The sequence below is a fragment of the Methylophilus sp. 14 genome (genome assembly GCF_015354345.1).
In the GTDB taxonomy this organism is placed as follows: domain Bacteria; phylum Pseudomonadota; class Gammaproteobacteria; order Burkholderiales; family Methylophilaceae; genus Methylophilus.
Window position 1 is genome coordinate 14390 of the sequence record NZ_JADKYS010000002.1, and the last position, 14920, is coordinate 29309.

Consider the following 14920-nt stretch of genomic DNA (forward strand, 5'->3'; position numbering starts at 1 on the left):
GAGATAAATGCAAATGTTGAATTCATCATTCGCGCGTCGTACGCGCATGAGCCTGCTGTTGTTGGCTTTGATTGCCAGCGTGGCGGCTTGTAACAAGCAGGAAGAGCCAGCCGCCGAAGCTGCTGCGCCCGCCACTGAGGCGGCAGGTGGTGTCGCTTACGTGTCTACACAAGATGCTGGCGTGAACGTGATTGACCTGGTGACCATGCAAGTCACCAAACAGTTGGATGTGAAAGCGCAAGGCCCGCGTGGTCTGGCGGTCACTGATGATGGTAAGCAACTGGTGGTGGCAACACGTGAGAATGGCAGTGTTTCCGTGATTGATACCGCCACAGGCGAGGTTGTGAAGCAAATTGAGGTCGGTAAAAACCCTGAGTTTGTTCGTGTGAGTGGCAACTTTGCATTTGTGTCGTCTGAGCCTAGCGCCAAGGGTGGCCCGCCACCTAAGCCAGGTGAGAAACCGGCGGAAGATGACGATGACGACGATGAGGAAAAAATCCCAGCCAAAATCGCCGTGATTGATTTGACCAAGGGTGAGAAGATTCGTGAAATCACCGGTGGCCCTGAAACCGAAGGGGTGGAGTTTTCGGCGGACGGTAAACAATTGGTGATTACGAATGAAGCGGATAACACCGTGACTGTGCACAATATTGAGACCGGTGAGTTACTGAAAACCGTCTCTACACATGAGTATGGCGACAGGCCGCGTGGCATTAAAGTCTCGCCTGATGGCAACACTTATTTGGCCACGCTGGAGTTTGGCAACAAGATTATGGTGATGGACAAAGACTTCAATGTGGTGCGTACAGTAGATACGGCTGAAACGCCGTATGGCATTGCTTATGACAGCAAAGGCGAGCGCATCTTTGTGGCAACCAACAAAGCCAAATTGCTGCAAGTGTTTGATGCTAAATCCTTTGAAAAGCTGAAAGAAGTGCCGACAGCTAACCGTTGCTGGCATTTCAGCTTTACGCCGGACAACAAGAATATCTTGCTGGCGTGTGGTAAGTCTGATGCTGTGCTAGTCATCGATGCTGACAAGCTGGAAGTGACTAGCCAGGTGGAAGTGAAAAACATGCCTTGGGGCGTGGTCACCTTCCCGAAAGCCATGGGTAGTCTGGAACGTGCCAAATAAGCTTATTGCTTAGCCAAAAAGAAGCCCGCAATTGCGGGCTTTTTTATTGGAATGTGTGCAATTTATGCGCTGCGTTTGCGGATCCAGAAGGTGAACACGCCTTCGGCTTCTTGCATGTCCAGTAAGGTATGGCCGGTTTGGCGGCAAAAGGCGTCAAAGTCTTTTTTTGAGCCAGGGTCGGTGGCGGTGATTTTCAGTACTTGCTCGGCCGTCAGCTCATTGAGGGCCTTTTTACAGCGCAAGATAGGCAACGGGCAATTTAAATTGCGGGCATCGAGGTCTTTATCACTATGCATGAGCATTTCCTGAATGAAGGGTTCAAGCGGCGTTGATGGGCAGTCCGGCACTTGCCCAGGCCAGAATACCGCCTGCCAGGTGTGAGACGTCCGTGCGGCCTTGTGCCAGCGCGAATTCCCCGGCGGCCACCGAGCGTACACCGCTGCGGCAATAAAATACAATTTTTTTGTCTTGTGGAAACTGGTCGAAGACTGCGGTCAGGTTGCCTAAAGGCACATGCAGTGCGCCGGGCAATATGCCGGACACCAGCTCGTGATCATTGCGGATATCAACAAGCAGCAATGACGGGTCATTCAGTAATGGGTGTAATTCATCCGGTGTTAAGTGTTTTAATGACATCAACAAACCCAGAAATATTAGGTGCCGAGAGGCAGGAAAGGAAGTGGTGGCCAGAGGCAGAATCGAACTGCCGACACGAGGATTTTCAATCCTCTGCTCTACCGACTGAGCTATCTGGCCATCAGCAATTTGGGCATGTCCCGAATTGCAAGACGCGCATTATAGCAAAGAACGCCAAGAATGCACACAAAAGATAAAAAAAATCCTGATATGCTGCATATACGTTATTTTATGCAGGTTCCCAGGCGGTCATCTGTGAGTGTGCGAGACCAGTTTGAGGCGATGCGGAAACAATCTGTGTCTGGGTGAGTCACAAAAGTCAGGGGTTGTTAATGGTGTGGGATGGTGTAGAAAATAGGATGAAGCGTATGTCGAATACCATCATGATTCTGGGTGAGGTGCTGGGGGATGTGTTTCCTGAGCAAACAATCATAGGCGGCGCCCCTTATAACGTCGCCAGGCATTGCCATGCCTTTGGGCTGGATGTGCACTTACTCACAGCGGTGGGCAACGATGTGCTGGGCGAGCGTATTCTGGCCGAGATGCAGGATTGCGGTTTGTCGATTGCCGGCGTGCAGCAGTCTGCAACCCTGCCCAGCGGGCAGGTCATGGTGCATTTGGCCGCGCACGGCCACCGTTTTGAAATCCTTGATCAGCAAGCCTACGATGATATGCAATGGTCGCCGGTAGAGGCGTTAACGACGCAGCATCCGCCGCGCCTGGTGTATCTTGGCTCGCTGGCATTAAGGCATGCGCCCATGCAGGCGCTGGCCGATCAGTGGTTGAACATGTGTACGGCGACGGTGTTTTGCGATATTAACCTGCGTGCACCGTGGTATGACGCGCACAGCCTGCGTCAGGTGTTACAGGCGGCGGATATCCTGAAGATCAACCATGAAGAGTTGCCCGAAGTGTGCAAGTTGCTGGGCCTGCCAGGCTCGCCGGATATCAATGAATTGGCGCGGCAGCTATTGATGGTGTTTGGCTTGAGTGAGATGTTTGTCACCTGCGGCGAGCAAGGCAGCTTTTGGCTGGATGCCTATGGTAACGGTTTTCGTGCGCCGCCAATGAAGTTGCAGGCGCCTTTTGTGGATAGCGTAGGCGCGGGCGATGCCTATACTGCCGTGGTGATTCGCGGCTTGCTGGCCGGGTGGTCGCGGCAGACCATGCTGACGCGCGCTGCCTGGTTTGCCGCTTCTATTTGCGGTATTCGTGGCGCGGTGCCTGCGGAGACGGATTTTTATGATGACTTTTTATAGTCAGCATCTGGGTGCGTAGCCACAAATTAATTCATAAAAACAGAAACTTAATCTGATAAAAGGCTATGCAAGGCATGGACTTGCCGATATAATGCGCGGTTGGTGTAAATTGAATGTCGGCGTGGTAAGGCAAATAGGTTGTCTGGCTGCCGCGACATTGACGCTAACTCAAAGGAAAAAAGATGGCTGTTACCGCAGAACAATCCGCAAAAATCATTAAAGAATACCAACGCAGTGAAGGCGATACCGCGAGCCCAGAAGTACAAGTGGCTTTGTTGACTAATCGTATCACTTACCTGACTGAGCACTTCAAATCCAACAAAAAAGACAACCACTCACGCCGTGGTCTGTTGGCTCTGGTTAGCCAACGTCGTCGTTTGCTGGACTACCTGAAGGGTAAAGATGTTAGCCGCTATCAAACGCTGATCGAGCGCTTGAACCTGCGTAAATAATTTGGTTTAAAGTGTGACACTTAATCCTGTTCACTTTTAACGAAATAAAAGCCGATGGCATGGTGATTGCCTCGGCTTTTTTGCTTTAAAAAATCACCAAAACGCGGTGGCTTCTGTGAGTGCGTTGCAACTGGTTGAATGGATGCAGCGTGTTGATGGAAGTCACCACAAATCAGGAAATACAGTCGTTGCGCGTGAGGCAAATGCATTGATACCGCCCAAACGCAGACACTAAATGCTGTATTTTCATTGTTGAGATTGGCTATTAGGTAGTGAATAGCCATGGTAGAGAAAAGGAAAAATATGTTTGAAATTACTAAAAAAAGCATCCCGTTTGGTGCGCATACCCTGACATTGGAAACAGGTGAAATTGCACGCCAATCTGATGCTGCAGTGATTGTTAGCTACGGCGATACCGTTGTGCTGGTGGCTGTGACTGCCAAGCGTGAAGTTAAAGAAGGCCAGGATTTCTTTCCATTAACCGTGGATTACCAAGAGAAAACCTATGCAGCTGGCCGTATTCCAGGTGGTTTCTTCAAGCGTGAAGGCCGTCCTTCTGAAAAAGAAACCCTGACTGCACGTTTGATCGACCGTCCATTGCGCCCGCTGTTCCCTGATGCCTTCTATAACGAAGTGCAGGTCGTGGCCACTGTATTGTCACTGGATCCAGAAATTGATTCCGATATCCCGGCTGTGATCGGTGCTTCTGCTGCGCTGGCATTGTCTGGTATTCCTTTCTACGGCCCACTGGGTGCGGCACGTGTAGGTTATATCAATGGTGAATACGTATTGAACCCTGACGTTTCATTGCTCAAAGACTCCGCGTTAGACCTGGTGGTTGGCGCGACTGAATCTGCCGTGATGATGGTTGAATCTGAAGCCAAAGAGCTGTCTGAAGAAGTGATGTTGGGCGCTGTCGTGTTTGGTCACGAGCAAATGCAACCAGTGATCAAGGCGATCAACGAAATGGCTGCCGAAGCTGGTAAAGATGCCTGGGACTGGACACCACCAGAGCCAGACACTGCTTTGATCGACAAAGTCGCTGCGATTGCCGCGGATGACATCAATGCGGCGTTTAAAATTAAATCCAAAGGTGAGCGCTCTTCCAAGCTGGACGAAATTAAGTCCCGCGTGATGAGCACCTTGATCACTGAAGAAACGTCTACGCTGGAAGCCAACAAGATTAAAGACGAGTTCTTTAAACTGGAAGCTAAAACCGTACGTAGCCAGATTTTGAACGGTGAGCCACGTATCGATGGCCGCGACACACGTACTGTGCGCCCGATCACTATCCGCTCTGGCGTGTTGCCGCGTACACACGGCTCCGCCCTGTTTACACGCGGTGAAACGCAAGCGCTGGTGGTGGCCACATTGGGTACTGGCCGCGACGAACAAATCATCGACGCATTGTCTGGTGAATATACTGACCGCTTCATGCTGCACTACAACATGCCTCCCTATGCGACGGGTGAGACCGGCCGTGTGGGTACGCCTAAGCGCCGCGAAATCGGTCACGGCAACCTGGCAAAGCGCGCCTTGAAAGCCGTGCTACCTAAGAAAGAAGACTTTGACTACACCATGCGTGTGGTGTCCGAGATCACCGAGTCTAACGGTTCCAGCTCTATGGCATCTGTCTGTGGTGGCTGCTTGTCCTTGCTGGACGCTGGTGTGCCATTGACAGCGCACGTGGCTGGCGTAGCGATGGGCCTGATCAAAGAAGGCAACCGCGTCGCGGTATTGACCGACATCTTGGGTGACGAAGACCACCTGGGTGATATGGACTTTAAAGTAGCGGGTACCGACAACGGCGTGACCGCGCTGCAAATGGACATCAAAATCACCGGTATCACGGCACAAATCATGCAAGTGGCCTTGGCACAAGCCAAAGAAGGCCGTGCGCACATTCTGGGCCTGATGAAGCAAGCCGTGTCTGGTGTGAACACCGAAATGTCACAGTTTGCGCCACGCATCATCACCATGAAGATCAATCCGGACAAGATCCGTGACGTGATTGGTAAAGGTGGTGCAGTGATTCAGGCATTGACCAAAGAAACCAACACCAGCATCGATATCGAAGATGACGGTACCGTGAAAATTGCGTGTACCAATGCGGATGAAGGTGCTGAAGCACAACGCCGTATTGCACAAATCACGGCTGAGGTTGAAGTTGGCCAGATCTACGAAGGTCCAGTGGTTAAGATTCTGGACTTCGGTGCGGTGGTGACTTTGTTGCCAGGTAAAGATGGTCTGGTACACATTTCACAAATCGCCCACGAGCGCGTTAAAGCGGTGGGTGATTACCTCAAAGAAGGTGATATTGTGAAGGTGAAAGTGGTTGAGCTCGATGACAAAGGTAAAGTGCGTTTGAGCATGAAAGCCCTGATCGACCCACCTGCAAAAGAAGAAGCACCAGCGGCTGAGTAAGTCGTCTGTTGTAAGAAAAAGCCCGCGTCAGCGGGCTTTTTTGTGGCTGTTTGCCAGCGCCAACCGGCAATTGCGTCAATTTACTTATAAAGGGTTTTAGGGTTTTGCCGCATAATGCCGTCGTATGAACAATTAAAAAAAAATCATACGAGAGGCGAGTGGTACACATGATAAAAAAATCAGCTATTCCTATGTTGCTGGCAGGGCTGTTTACCAGCATGCCCAGCCTGGCAAACGAGGCGCTAAATGCGGAGATGGACCTGGACGAGGTGCAAGTGCGCGCGCACTATGATAACGCTGTCGGCACCTCAGATGCGGCCAGTGAGGGCAAGGTCAATGCCAGCCTGATTAAAAACCGCCCCATTTCGCGCATTGGCGAGATTCTCGAGTTTGTGCCCGGCATGATCGTGACGCAGCATAGCGGCAGCGGCAAAGCCAACCAGTTTTACCTGCGCGGCTTTAACCTCGACCACGGCACCGACTTTGCCACCTATGTGGACGAGATGCCGGTCAATATGCGCACCCATGCCCATGGCCAGGGCTACACTGATTTGAATTTCCTGATCCCTGAGCTGGCGGGGCATATCCACTACAAAAAAGGCCCTTATTCGGCCGAGGAAGGCGATTTTTCCTCGGCAGGCGCCGCCCGCTTGCATCTGGTCAATCAGTTGCCGCAAGGCATCGCCAGTTTGACGGTCGGGAGTTATGATTACCAGCGACTGTTGCTGGCTAACTCTACCGCTGTGCACGACGGGCATGTACTCTATGCGCTGGATGTGAACCACTACGATGGCCCATGGCAGCTGGCCGAGGGTGTTAAAAAATACAATGGCTTGCTACGCTACAGCGAAGGCGATGCGCGCGATGGCATGACGCTCACTGCCATGGCGTATCACAACCAGTGGAACTCTACCGACCAGATTCCGCTGCGCGCTGTGCGTAGTGGGCAACTTGGGCGTTTTGACGCGGTTGATCCGACCGATGGCGGCGATTCATCGCGTTATAGCCTGTCGTTTTCCAAGCACCACCGCGACCAGCACGGCGGCTGGCAAGTCAGCGCTTATGCAGTACGCTCCGAGCTCGATTTATATAGCAACTTCACCTATTTTCTCAATGACCCGGTGAATGGTGACCAGTTTAATCAGAGCGAGAAACGCACCATGCTGGGTATTAACGCCAGCAAGTCCTGGCTGGGTGAGTTGGCAGGCATGCCGATGGAAAACAAGCTGGGCATACAAACCCGCTACGACAAACTCTCCCCAGTCGCACTCTATAACACCGCACAAGCACAGCGCTTGTCGCTGATCCGCTCAGATAAGGTCGAAGAAAGCAGTGCCGGATTGTTTGCGGAAAACACCCTGTGGTGGCATGAAAAATTGCGCACGGTGGCGGGTTTGCGTTACGACCGTTATCAGTTCGACGTCAAAAGCAGCATCAACGGCAACTCAGGCAACACGAGTGACGGCATTACCTCGCCCAAACTGTCGGTGATTTTTGGGCCATGGGCCAGCACCGAGTTTTTCTACAATATCGGCAAAGGTTTTCACAGCAACGACGCGCGTGGCACCACCCAAACCCGCTTGCCCAATGGCAACCCCGCATCGCCTGTCACGCCCTTGGTCGGCACGCGTGGCAGCGAGGTTGGCGTGCGTAGCGAGTGGATTCCAGGCTTACAAAGCTCGCTCGCTGTGTGGCAGCTGGACATCGATTCTGAACTGGTGTTTGTCGGCGACGCTGGCGAAACCGAGCCCAGCCGCGCCAGCCGACGCTATGGGGTGGAGTGGAATAACCACTACGTGGTGAATGACTGGTTATTGTTTGATATGGACCTCGCCCTTTCCAAAGCGCGCTTTACGCATACAGACCCTGCTGGCCAATATATCCCTGGCGCCATCAATAAAGTGGCCTCAGTAGGCGCCACCGTGACTAATTGGGGCAACTGGTTTGGCAGTGTGCAATTGCGCTATTTCGGGCCAAGGCCACTAATCGAAGATAACTCGGTACGTTCCAATTCAACCTTCCTCACTTACGCACGCGTCGGCTACCGCATCAACCCAAAAACCACCATGACGCTGGATGTGTTTAACCTGTTTAACCGCAAAGCCAGCGATATCGATTATTACTATGAATCGCAACTGCGCGGCGAGACAACCGCAGTTGAAGGCAAACATTTTCACCCGGTGGAGCCACGCTCCGCCCGCCTGACACTCACTTATAACTTTTGATTCACGTAGTTAGCGCGGCCCAATTTGCGGTATATTAAAAGCATGCGCTCCAAAGAGGGGCGCATGCTTTTTAACTCCAATGAATTGCAGAGAGAGTGTATGCGCCGCATTACTATTTCGGTCGAAGACGACCTGGCCGATGCCTTTGACCAACTGGTTGCCGTGAAAGCCTACCTAAACCGCTCAGAAGCCTTTCGTGACCTGGTGCGCAAAGCGCTGGACGAATCCGTGATGGCCGATGCCGACCACCAACAAGCAGACTGTGTTGCGTCACTCAGTTACGTCTACGATCACCACGAGCGACAGCTCGCCAGTCGGGTCAATCAACTACAACACGACCACCATGACGTAATTATCACTGCCCAGCATGTGCACTTGGATCATGATAACTGTATGGAAACGGTGATATTGAAAGGCAAAATTGCCGAGGTGGAGGCGTGCGTGAATGCGATTTCGTCACAGACGGGCGTGACGCATGCGAAGGTGCATATTATTCCTAGATAATGCTTTTGAGCATCACCCTACTTGAGATCATCAAGCAGGCGTGTGACTGTGCTCTCTAAATTAGGTAAATCATTAAACATGGTTTTCCAGACCATTTCCAGGTCAACCTTGAAGTATCCATGCGCCACTGCATTGCGCATTTCATAAGCAATTCTGAGCGGGATTTCAGGGTGTGCCTGCGCAAACTCAGGAAAGTGTTTTTGAATGTTATTGCTAGCTTCACCAATGATTTCTATATTGCGAATCACTGCATCTTGAATCAATGGGCTTTTGAGAAAACCAAGTTGATCAATATCTTCGGTGTATTGATGAATGCGCTGAATAGCCTGCTGGATGTGTGCCAGATAATCTACCAGTCTCTGCGGTGAGGACCTCATATCAGAATCGCTTCAGACATCACCTGTTGTCTGAATGACTCAGGCAAGGCACCTGGCGTTAACACATCGACTGGTACGCCAAGCAAATCACGTAACTCCATCCGAATAGCACCTATATCCATTAAGGTCATATCATGGTGGGGCTCGACCAGAATATCCAGATCGCTACCTTCAATGTCTTGTGCATGCAAAACAGAGCCAAATACGCGCGCATTGTCAGCACGATGTGCACGGACTATTTCGCGAATCGCGTCTCGGTGTTCGTTTAATGCGATGGATGGTTTCATGGTTTAAATCCTGTCGGCTGAATTTGATACTAGCCAACAATATGCAGTATTGTCAATTAACAGGATTTCTCAGCTAATCGGCGTGATAAACATGTAATTTTACTCTGACCCCAATTATTGCCCCAATTATTGTATTACTCTGACCCCAATTATTTCAATTATTTGCGAAGGTGCATATTATTCCGAGGTGATTAAGAGTGCAGGTTATTTAATCAGTCGAGTCTGAACCTGTTGATTCGCAGAGCAAAAATAAAAACAAATGAGCGCCTTAAATTACGGTGACACCATATAACTGGGCGTCTGAGCATGTATGACGTAATTGGTAGATTAATTGAAACCACAGGTAATACACGTATACTCCAACTTATTATGCATAAACGGTAACCGCTTATTATGAACATTAACTTTAAGTTTATAGGTACACTAATCTTCAAGTGTGTTCTGATATTTGGTATTCCGTACGGAATTAATGAGGTCTTAACCAAGTTTGGCTATGATTTAATTAAAAAATTTGATATCGACTTGTTGCACTACATCCTGTTGTGCGTGATTCTTGCGTTATTTGAAATTCGTAAATCACCAGGTCAAAAAAATCCCCCTAAAGAGGACTTTGCAAAAGCAATATTAATGTATGTGACTTATCTCAAGAGCTCAGGAAGGCACAAAATTGTTGTAGAGCTTAGAAATAAATTAAGTCACCTATTTCACCTGTTAAATTTACAGTCAGATAGAGAGCGACTTGGTGAAATAGCCTTCGCCTCAGCTGTTGCAACTCAAGACAAATTGTCTAAAGCTGAAATTCTAATTGATGACCTTGGTTGGTCTCTGCATTTACAAAATAGAAGTTTAGATGCTAAAAGAAATATTACATTAGCGCTTGATGAGCTTAGTCAGCTGACACCTCAGACTATTGACGAAAAGGAAAGATGTGAAGGAGCTAAAGCTAAGGCATATAGGCATTTAGCTTTTCTTTCAGAGTCAGAAAATGAAGAGTTTTCAAACCTAGCTAGCTGTGAAACTATTATCAACACACTACTTGCTGACTCTTCCTTAATGGAAAGTTGTGCGTCAAAAATTTACTGTCACCAAGCGCAGTTACTTCATGGAAAAGCTTTTTTACAAGTGAAACGAATTGGCTTGCACATAAGTGGAACTGTTATGGCTAACGAGGCGCATAAAGTTGGCGTCTTAAATAATGCAATACACGAACTTGAGAGTGCACTGCAATTATTCAAAAAGATTGATGATACTGAGCGTGTTATTAAAACTTTACTTCACTATGAAAGATTCTTTGATGCACTTGGAGAAAAGACTAAAGCTAATGCCGCTAAAGCAGAAAAAGAAAGTTATTTAACTCGATCTGGATTTGATGGATCTATACAAGATGGTGCAATCACACAATCCCAACTAGCATAAGCAACTTATGACTGAACTGATTGACATTTATGACGCAAATTTGAATCTATTGGGTTCAGAGTTAAGTTTGATAGTTCATCAAGAGGGGTTATGGCATATAACGTTTCATTTATGGCTTGTATCTGCAAATGATGGTGGAAAAGTTCTTTACCAACTTAGAGCAAAAAATTTAGATAACTACCCGGATATATTAGATGCGAGCGCTGCTGGGCATTTGCAAGCTGGAGAAACTATTTCTGATGGGGTTAGAGAGGCCGTAGAGGAGCTTGGGGTTTCTATAGAGTCAACTAAACTGCATTCTCTAGGATTTCGAGTAGAGGTTTCAGATGAGGGGCACAATTACAAAAACAGAGAATACCAAGCTGTGCACATGGCATTAACTGAATTAACACTGGATGATTTTAACCCTGACACAAAAGAAGTCTCAGGGCTGTACTGGATACCCATTAAGGAAGGAATAGACTTATTTACTGGAAAAAGCGATTCTGTTGATTGTGAGGGTATTTATTTTGATGAATCTACAGAGTCATGGATTAAACAAAAATGCAATTTATCTCGCAAGCACTTTTTACCAAGAATCCAACAATACTATTTGACCACACACATCATGGCTGAGCGGTTGCTAAATGGAGATGCAGCGTTGGCTATCTCATGAATGATTTCAATAACTACTATCAAACGGCCGCAATAAACTTTGATAAGTACAGGCTTGATGATGATTCCGAGATTGAGTCTCACACCTCATGGTTTATAAATAATTTAAATCCTAAAAATATCAAATTATTAGATATAGGGTGTGGAACTGGAAGGTACGGACTATCTTTTTATAATAAAGGGATGACAGTACTTGGAGTGGATAAATCACCAGATCAAATTCTTATTGCATCAAAGAGAATACCGACGATTTGTTCCGAAGTTTTTCAGGCTGAATTTCCTAATCAATCTTACGATGCAGTATGCTTGATTATGGTGATCCATCAGTTTAAGCCGCTTGAACTTCCTACCCTCTTTAAAAAAATTGCACATGCCCTTAAACCAGAAGGCAGGCTATGGATTAAAACATGTAGTCATAAGGATCTATCAAAGCGTCCATTTAACGATGAGTTTCCGTCAGCTCTGAAGATTAATATTGAAAGATACCCATCAATTGAATGTTTGGTAGAGTTGGCCATTAAGTATGGTTTTGAATGTTCAAGGCAAGAGTCGATCTGCAATGAATTCAACCTGTCAGGAAATGAAATACTTCAGCGATTTAAGGGTAAGCATAATTCCACGCTCTATTTAATGTCAGAAGGTGATGTCGCTGCTGGATTGAGCTTGCTTGAAACAAAATACGATAAGCATAAAGATTACTCCTTCACGCATTCACATACTTTATTAGAGTTTAAAAAACTAAATAATTAACTTAAATGAGAGCTGATTTTTTTGGTAAAAATGTGCACATTGCTAGACATGTTGAAACTAATAAAAACGTATTAGGAATCCATGGCTCATCAGATGAATGCTCAATGTCTGAGCATACAGTCAAGCAATTGAATTGGCTTGCTAGATATATTCAATCTCATAACATCAAGAGAATCATCTTTGGAAAAACAACACAATGCGAATTTACAAGTGATTGGTTAGCCAAAGAACTCAATATTGAACAACACGCATTCGAAATAGCACCGTTTAATATGGGTGATTATGCTGGGTTAACGCACACTCAATTGCGGGAGAGAAACTTAAACCTCTCAATTGCAATGGAACAGTTCCGATATAGAGTCCTACCTTACAAGCGAACTCTACTTACTGAATTAGACGATCCTGATTCAATGTCTCAAGAGCTCCTGCTATGGTCTGAGAGCGTTCCTAAAAAATTCTTGAATGATTCAATTTACATTTTATCAAGCTCTCTCGTAAATAAACTGCTCAACTTCTCCAAAGGTGTTCTACCAAATAGTGATTTGTATTTTAATATTGGGTTCGATACATCTTGCGCTATAAATATTCATTCATGGCGTAATTCAAAAAAGCAGTGGCCTTATATTGAACACAAAACGTTGACTACTAGACTGGGTAATGTTGTTGTTGCTGAGCATAAACCAGCCTTGTCTGCATTTAAAAAATCCACAGTTATTATCTACCCAGGGGTTTTTGGATGCTCTAGGTTTGGACCTTATAATTTGTTTAATCGATTGGCTAAAAGATTAGCTCAGATGGGAATAAGATGTATTATTTTTGACCCAATCGGATCAGGTGAATCGTCAGATATTTATCGATCTTTAGAAACAGAAATTGAGAGCCTAAATGCTGTCGTGGGGAGCTACTCCCGAACCAGTTATTTAACTATTTGTGCTCATAGCATTTCAGCAAACATTGTAAGTCGACATAATTTCGATGCCGCATTAAAAAGACATTTTATTTCGCCGCTACTTAATATTTCAAAATTGAAAAAGTTGTGGGGAGTTACAGATAAGCCTTTCTCGCGCCATGGTTTGAACTTCTCGGGAAGTTTACTTGATGGATTGAGAATGCAAGAAAATAGTAATACTTCATATTATTTTGGAACAAATGATGAGTACGTAGATTTATCTCAGATAAACGACCTATCAAGAAATGCGCAAGTAAATGTCTTTAAACTAGCTGGCCATAATTTCTCTGAAGTTGATACATCTATCGATTTAATTAACTTGATTTCTGAAAATATTAAAGCTGAAAATACTCAATAAGCACCCACCGTAGGCCTTCAACCAATTAGCCCTTGCCTCAACTTACATAAGAAATTGATGGAGTACCTATCTGACACTTTGTTGCAAACAATTATAGTAGCTTTGTACCCAGCGGGACTTCGTGTTCAGGTACACATAAAGTCACTCTTCCATCCGCATCATGAAAGCCAGTCACCAAGCATTCTGACATCAATGGGCCGATTTGCTTGGGCGGGAAATTCACTACGGCGACCACTTGTTTGCCGATCAGGCTTTCTGGTGTGTAAAGCGCGGTGATTTGGGCGCTGGATTTACGCACGCCGATTTCTGGGCCAAAGTCGATCTGCAGTTTGTAAGCAGGTTTGCGAGCCTCGGCAAATACTTCGGCTGCAATCACGCGCCCAACTCTTAACTCCACTTTGGTAAAGTCGTTCCATTCGATTTGATTCATATCACCATATCCTTAAAGATCATCTGGCGATGATCGTTGAAGCTTTAAACCAACGTTAATGGGCGTATTCTGCAAGTATTTATTTCCAGAGTATTTCAACGTGCGTGGTGTGCTAAAAAGGTGTCAATGATTACCGCATTTTTTGCGGTAATTAAAAGAACTGATTACCGCATGAGGGGATTCTTGCTAATGGGTTGATGGGGTCGGAGTAAAGTGATTCGCTTATTTTCAATGGGTTAATTGAACTCAGCCTGCATCGAGTCATTGCGTCCAATCTTCCATTTTGGTGACTGGTGGGGTCAGAGTAAAGTCATTAACTTATTTTCACTCAGTACATTCATTGCGTCCAATCTTCCATTTTCAAGCCTTCAATCCGCTCAAAATGCTTGGTGTTATGCGTCACTAAAATCAAGTTTTCGGAAAGTGCATGGGCGGCGATCATGACATCTAGGTCGCCAATGGGTAGGCCGGTTTTGCGCAGTTGGGCGTTAATGGTGCCGTATAAATCTGCGGCCTGTGTGGTCCAAACTAATGTGGGGGTGGCTTCTAGCAGCAGATCAATCGTGGCGTTGCGTTTGTCGTTCTCATTAAGTAAGGCTTGCCCGAAGCGAATTTCAGCGCGAGTGACCACAGAAATAGCTAATTCATGGGCTCTTAATGTAGATTCAACGCGCTGCTGCAATCCGATATGTTGTTGCCGCGTAAAGTAGCCAATAATGTTGGTGTCCGCCAAATAGCGAATCATGATTGTATGTTTGCTTGAGGATTGGCTTGGTCGTCGTCAGCAAACGGGTTGCGCGGTGGTGCGTAGCTGCGTTCAGCTAAAAAATCGTCTGGCAAAGGATTTTCTTTCAGCATTCTAAACAGCGTATCTAATTTAGATTCGTCGTTGACCACAGGCTTTAAGGTAATTTCGCCTGTGATTTCATTTTTGCTAATCCACATTTCGGTTGCATCGACACGAAAAGCCTTGGGTAAGCGCACGGCTTGGCTGTGACCTGTATTAAACACTTTGGCGGTGGCTTGCATGATGCACTCCTATTTGTATCTACATAATCATAGAT

At 46.8% G+C, this 14920-nt stretch carries 17 protein-coding genes and 1 tRNA gene; 10 read left to right on the forward strand and 8 right to left on the reverse strand.

The genetic code is table 11. The features are described 5' to 3' along the window. The first annotated feature begins 7 nt into the window (after positions 1 to 7). A complete protein-coding gene (locus tag INP78_RS05175; RefSeq protein ID WP_194741160.1) occupies positions 8 to 1135 on the forward strand; it encodes a cytochrome D1 domain-containing protein in 1128 nt (375 codons plus the stop codon). 62 nt (positions 1136 to 1197) lie between these two features. Here INP78_RS05175 and INP78_RS05180 read toward each other — a convergent pair whose 3' ends face one another. The 3 genes from INP78_RS05180 to INP78_RS05190 form a co-directional block, all read right to left on the reverse strand. After that, positions 1198 to 1431, reverse strand: a complete 234-nt coding sequence (locus INP78_RS05180; protein WP_194741161.1) for a sulfurtransferase TusA family protein — start codon at positions 1429 to 1431, stop codon at positions 1198 to 1200. Positions 1432 to 1453: 22 nt separating this feature from the next. Beyond that, positions 1454 to 1771: a rhodanese-like domain-containing protein gene (locus tag INP78_RS05185; RefSeq protein ID WP_194741162.1), complete on the reverse strand. Its 318-nt coding sequence runs from the start codon at positions 1769 to 1771 to the stop codon at positions 1454 to 1456. Positions 1772 to 1815: 44 nt separating this feature from the next. Then, positions 1816 to 1891 (reverse strand) — tRNA-Phe (locus INP78_RS05190). Between the two features lie 248 nt (positions 1892 to 2139). Here INP78_RS05190 and INP78_RS05195 point away from each other — a divergent pair. The 5 genes from INP78_RS05195 to nikR all read left to right on the forward strand — a co-directional run bounded on the left by INP78_RS05195 (position 2140) and on the right by nikR (position 8635). Beyond that, positions 2140 to 3030 (forward strand): PfkB family carbohydrate kinase, encoded by an 891-nt coding sequence (locus INP78_RS05195; RefSeq protein WP_228522682.1) that lies wholly within the window; start codon positions 2140 to 2142, stop codon positions 3028 to 3030. A 182-nt stretch (positions 3031 to 3212) separates the two neighbouring features. Further along, positions 3213 to 3482 (forward strand): 30S ribosomal protein S15, encoded by a 270-nt coding sequence (gene rpsO, locus INP78_RS05200; protein ID WP_194741164.1) that lies wholly within the window; start codon positions 3213 to 3215, stop codon positions 3480 to 3482. Positions 3483 to 3785: 303 nt separating this feature from the next. Further along, positions 3786 to 5906: a polyribonucleotide nucleotidyltransferase gene (gene pnp / locus INP78_RS05205; RefSeq protein WP_194741165.1), complete on the forward strand. Its 2121-nt coding sequence runs from the start codon at positions 3786 to 3788 to the stop codon at positions 5904 to 5906. A 167-nt stretch (positions 5907 to 6073) separates the two neighbouring features. After that, on the forward strand, positions 6074 to 8131 hold the full coding sequence (locus INP78_RS05210; RefSeq protein WP_194741166.1) for a TonB-dependent receptor: 2058 nt from the start codon (positions 6074 to 6076) through the stop codon (positions 8129 to 8131). 99 nt (positions 8132 to 8230) lie between these two features. Further along, positions 8231 to 8635, forward strand: coding sequence for a nickel-responsive transcriptional regulator NikR (gene nikR / locus INP78_RS05215; protein ID WP_194741167.1), 405 nt, complete (start codon positions 8231 to 8233; stop codon positions 8633 to 8635). 17 nt (positions 8636 to 8652) lie between these two features. Here nikR and INP78_RS05220 read toward each other — a convergent pair whose 3' ends face one another. Next, entirely contained in the window at positions 8653 to 9012 is a 360-nt protein-coding gene (locus INP78_RS05220; protein ID WP_194741168.1) for a DUF86 domain-containing protein, read from the reverse strand. Continuing rightward, positions 9009 to 9299, reverse strand: coding sequence for a nucleotidyltransferase family protein (locus INP78_RS05225; protein WP_194741169.1), 291 nt, complete (start codon positions 9297 to 9299; stop codon positions 9009 to 9011). Before INP78_RS05225 ends, INP78_RS05220 begins: the two co-directional genes overlap by 4 nt. Before the next feature lie 393 nt (positions 9300 to 9692). Here INP78_RS05225 and INP78_RS05230 point away from each other — a divergent pair, with 393 nt between their 5' ends. Genes INP78_RS05230 through INP78_RS05245 form a run of 4 tightly spaced genes read left to right on the forward strand, consistent with a single transcriptional unit; the run spans position 9693 to position 13426 of the window. After that, positions 9693 to 10715 carry a hypothetical protein gene (locus INP78_RS05230; protein WP_194741170.1) on the forward strand — a complete coding sequence of 341 codons (1023 nt, stop codon included), beginning with the start codon at positions 9693 to 9695 and terminating at the stop codon, positions 10713 to 10715. A gap of 7 nt (positions 10716 to 10722) precedes the next feature. After that, on the forward strand, positions 10723 to 11370 hold the full coding sequence (locus INP78_RS05235; protein WP_194741171.1) for an NUDIX domain-containing protein: 648 nt from the start codon (positions 10723 to 10725) through the stop codon (positions 11368 to 11370). After that, on the forward strand, positions 11367 to 12119 hold the full coding sequence (locus INP78_RS05240; RefSeq protein ID WP_194741172.1) for a bifunctional 2-polyprenyl-6-hydroxyphenol methylase/3-demethylubiquinol 3-O-methyltransferase UbiG: 753 nt from the start codon (positions 11367 to 11369) through the stop codon (positions 12117 to 12119). Before INP78_RS05235 ends, INP78_RS05240 begins: the two co-directional genes overlap by 4 nt. A 5-nt stretch (positions 12120 to 12124) precedes the next feature. Next, positions 12125 to 13426, forward strand: coding sequence for a histidine phosphatase family protein (locus INP78_RS05245; protein ID WP_194741173.1), 1302 nt, complete (start codon positions 12125 to 12127; stop codon positions 13424 to 13426). A gap of 91 nt (positions 13427 to 13517) precedes the next feature. Here the strand turns inward: INP78_RS05245 and INP78_RS05250 are convergent, their stop codons facing one another. From INP78_RS05250 to INP78_RS05260, 3 genes are all read right to left on the reverse strand, one after another. Next, complete coding sequence (locus INP78_RS05250; protein ID WP_194741174.1) at positions 13518 to 13856, reverse strand: tRNA-binding protein; 339 nt, start codon at positions 13854 to 13856, stop codon at positions 13518 to 13520. A 337-nt stretch (positions 13857 to 14193) separates the two neighbouring features. Continuing rightward, a complete protein-coding gene (locus INP78_RS05255) occupies positions 14194 to 14601 on the reverse strand; it encodes a type II toxin-antitoxin system VapC family toxin (RefSeq protein WP_194741175.1) in 408 nt (135 codons plus the stop codon). Further along, entirely contained in the window at positions 14598 to 14885 is a 288-nt protein-coding gene (locus INP78_RS05260) for an antitoxin (RefSeq protein ID WP_194741176.1), read from the reverse strand. Before INP78_RS05260 ends, INP78_RS05255 begins: the two co-directional genes overlap by 4 nt. Positions 14886 to 14920: the final 35 nt, after the last annotated feature.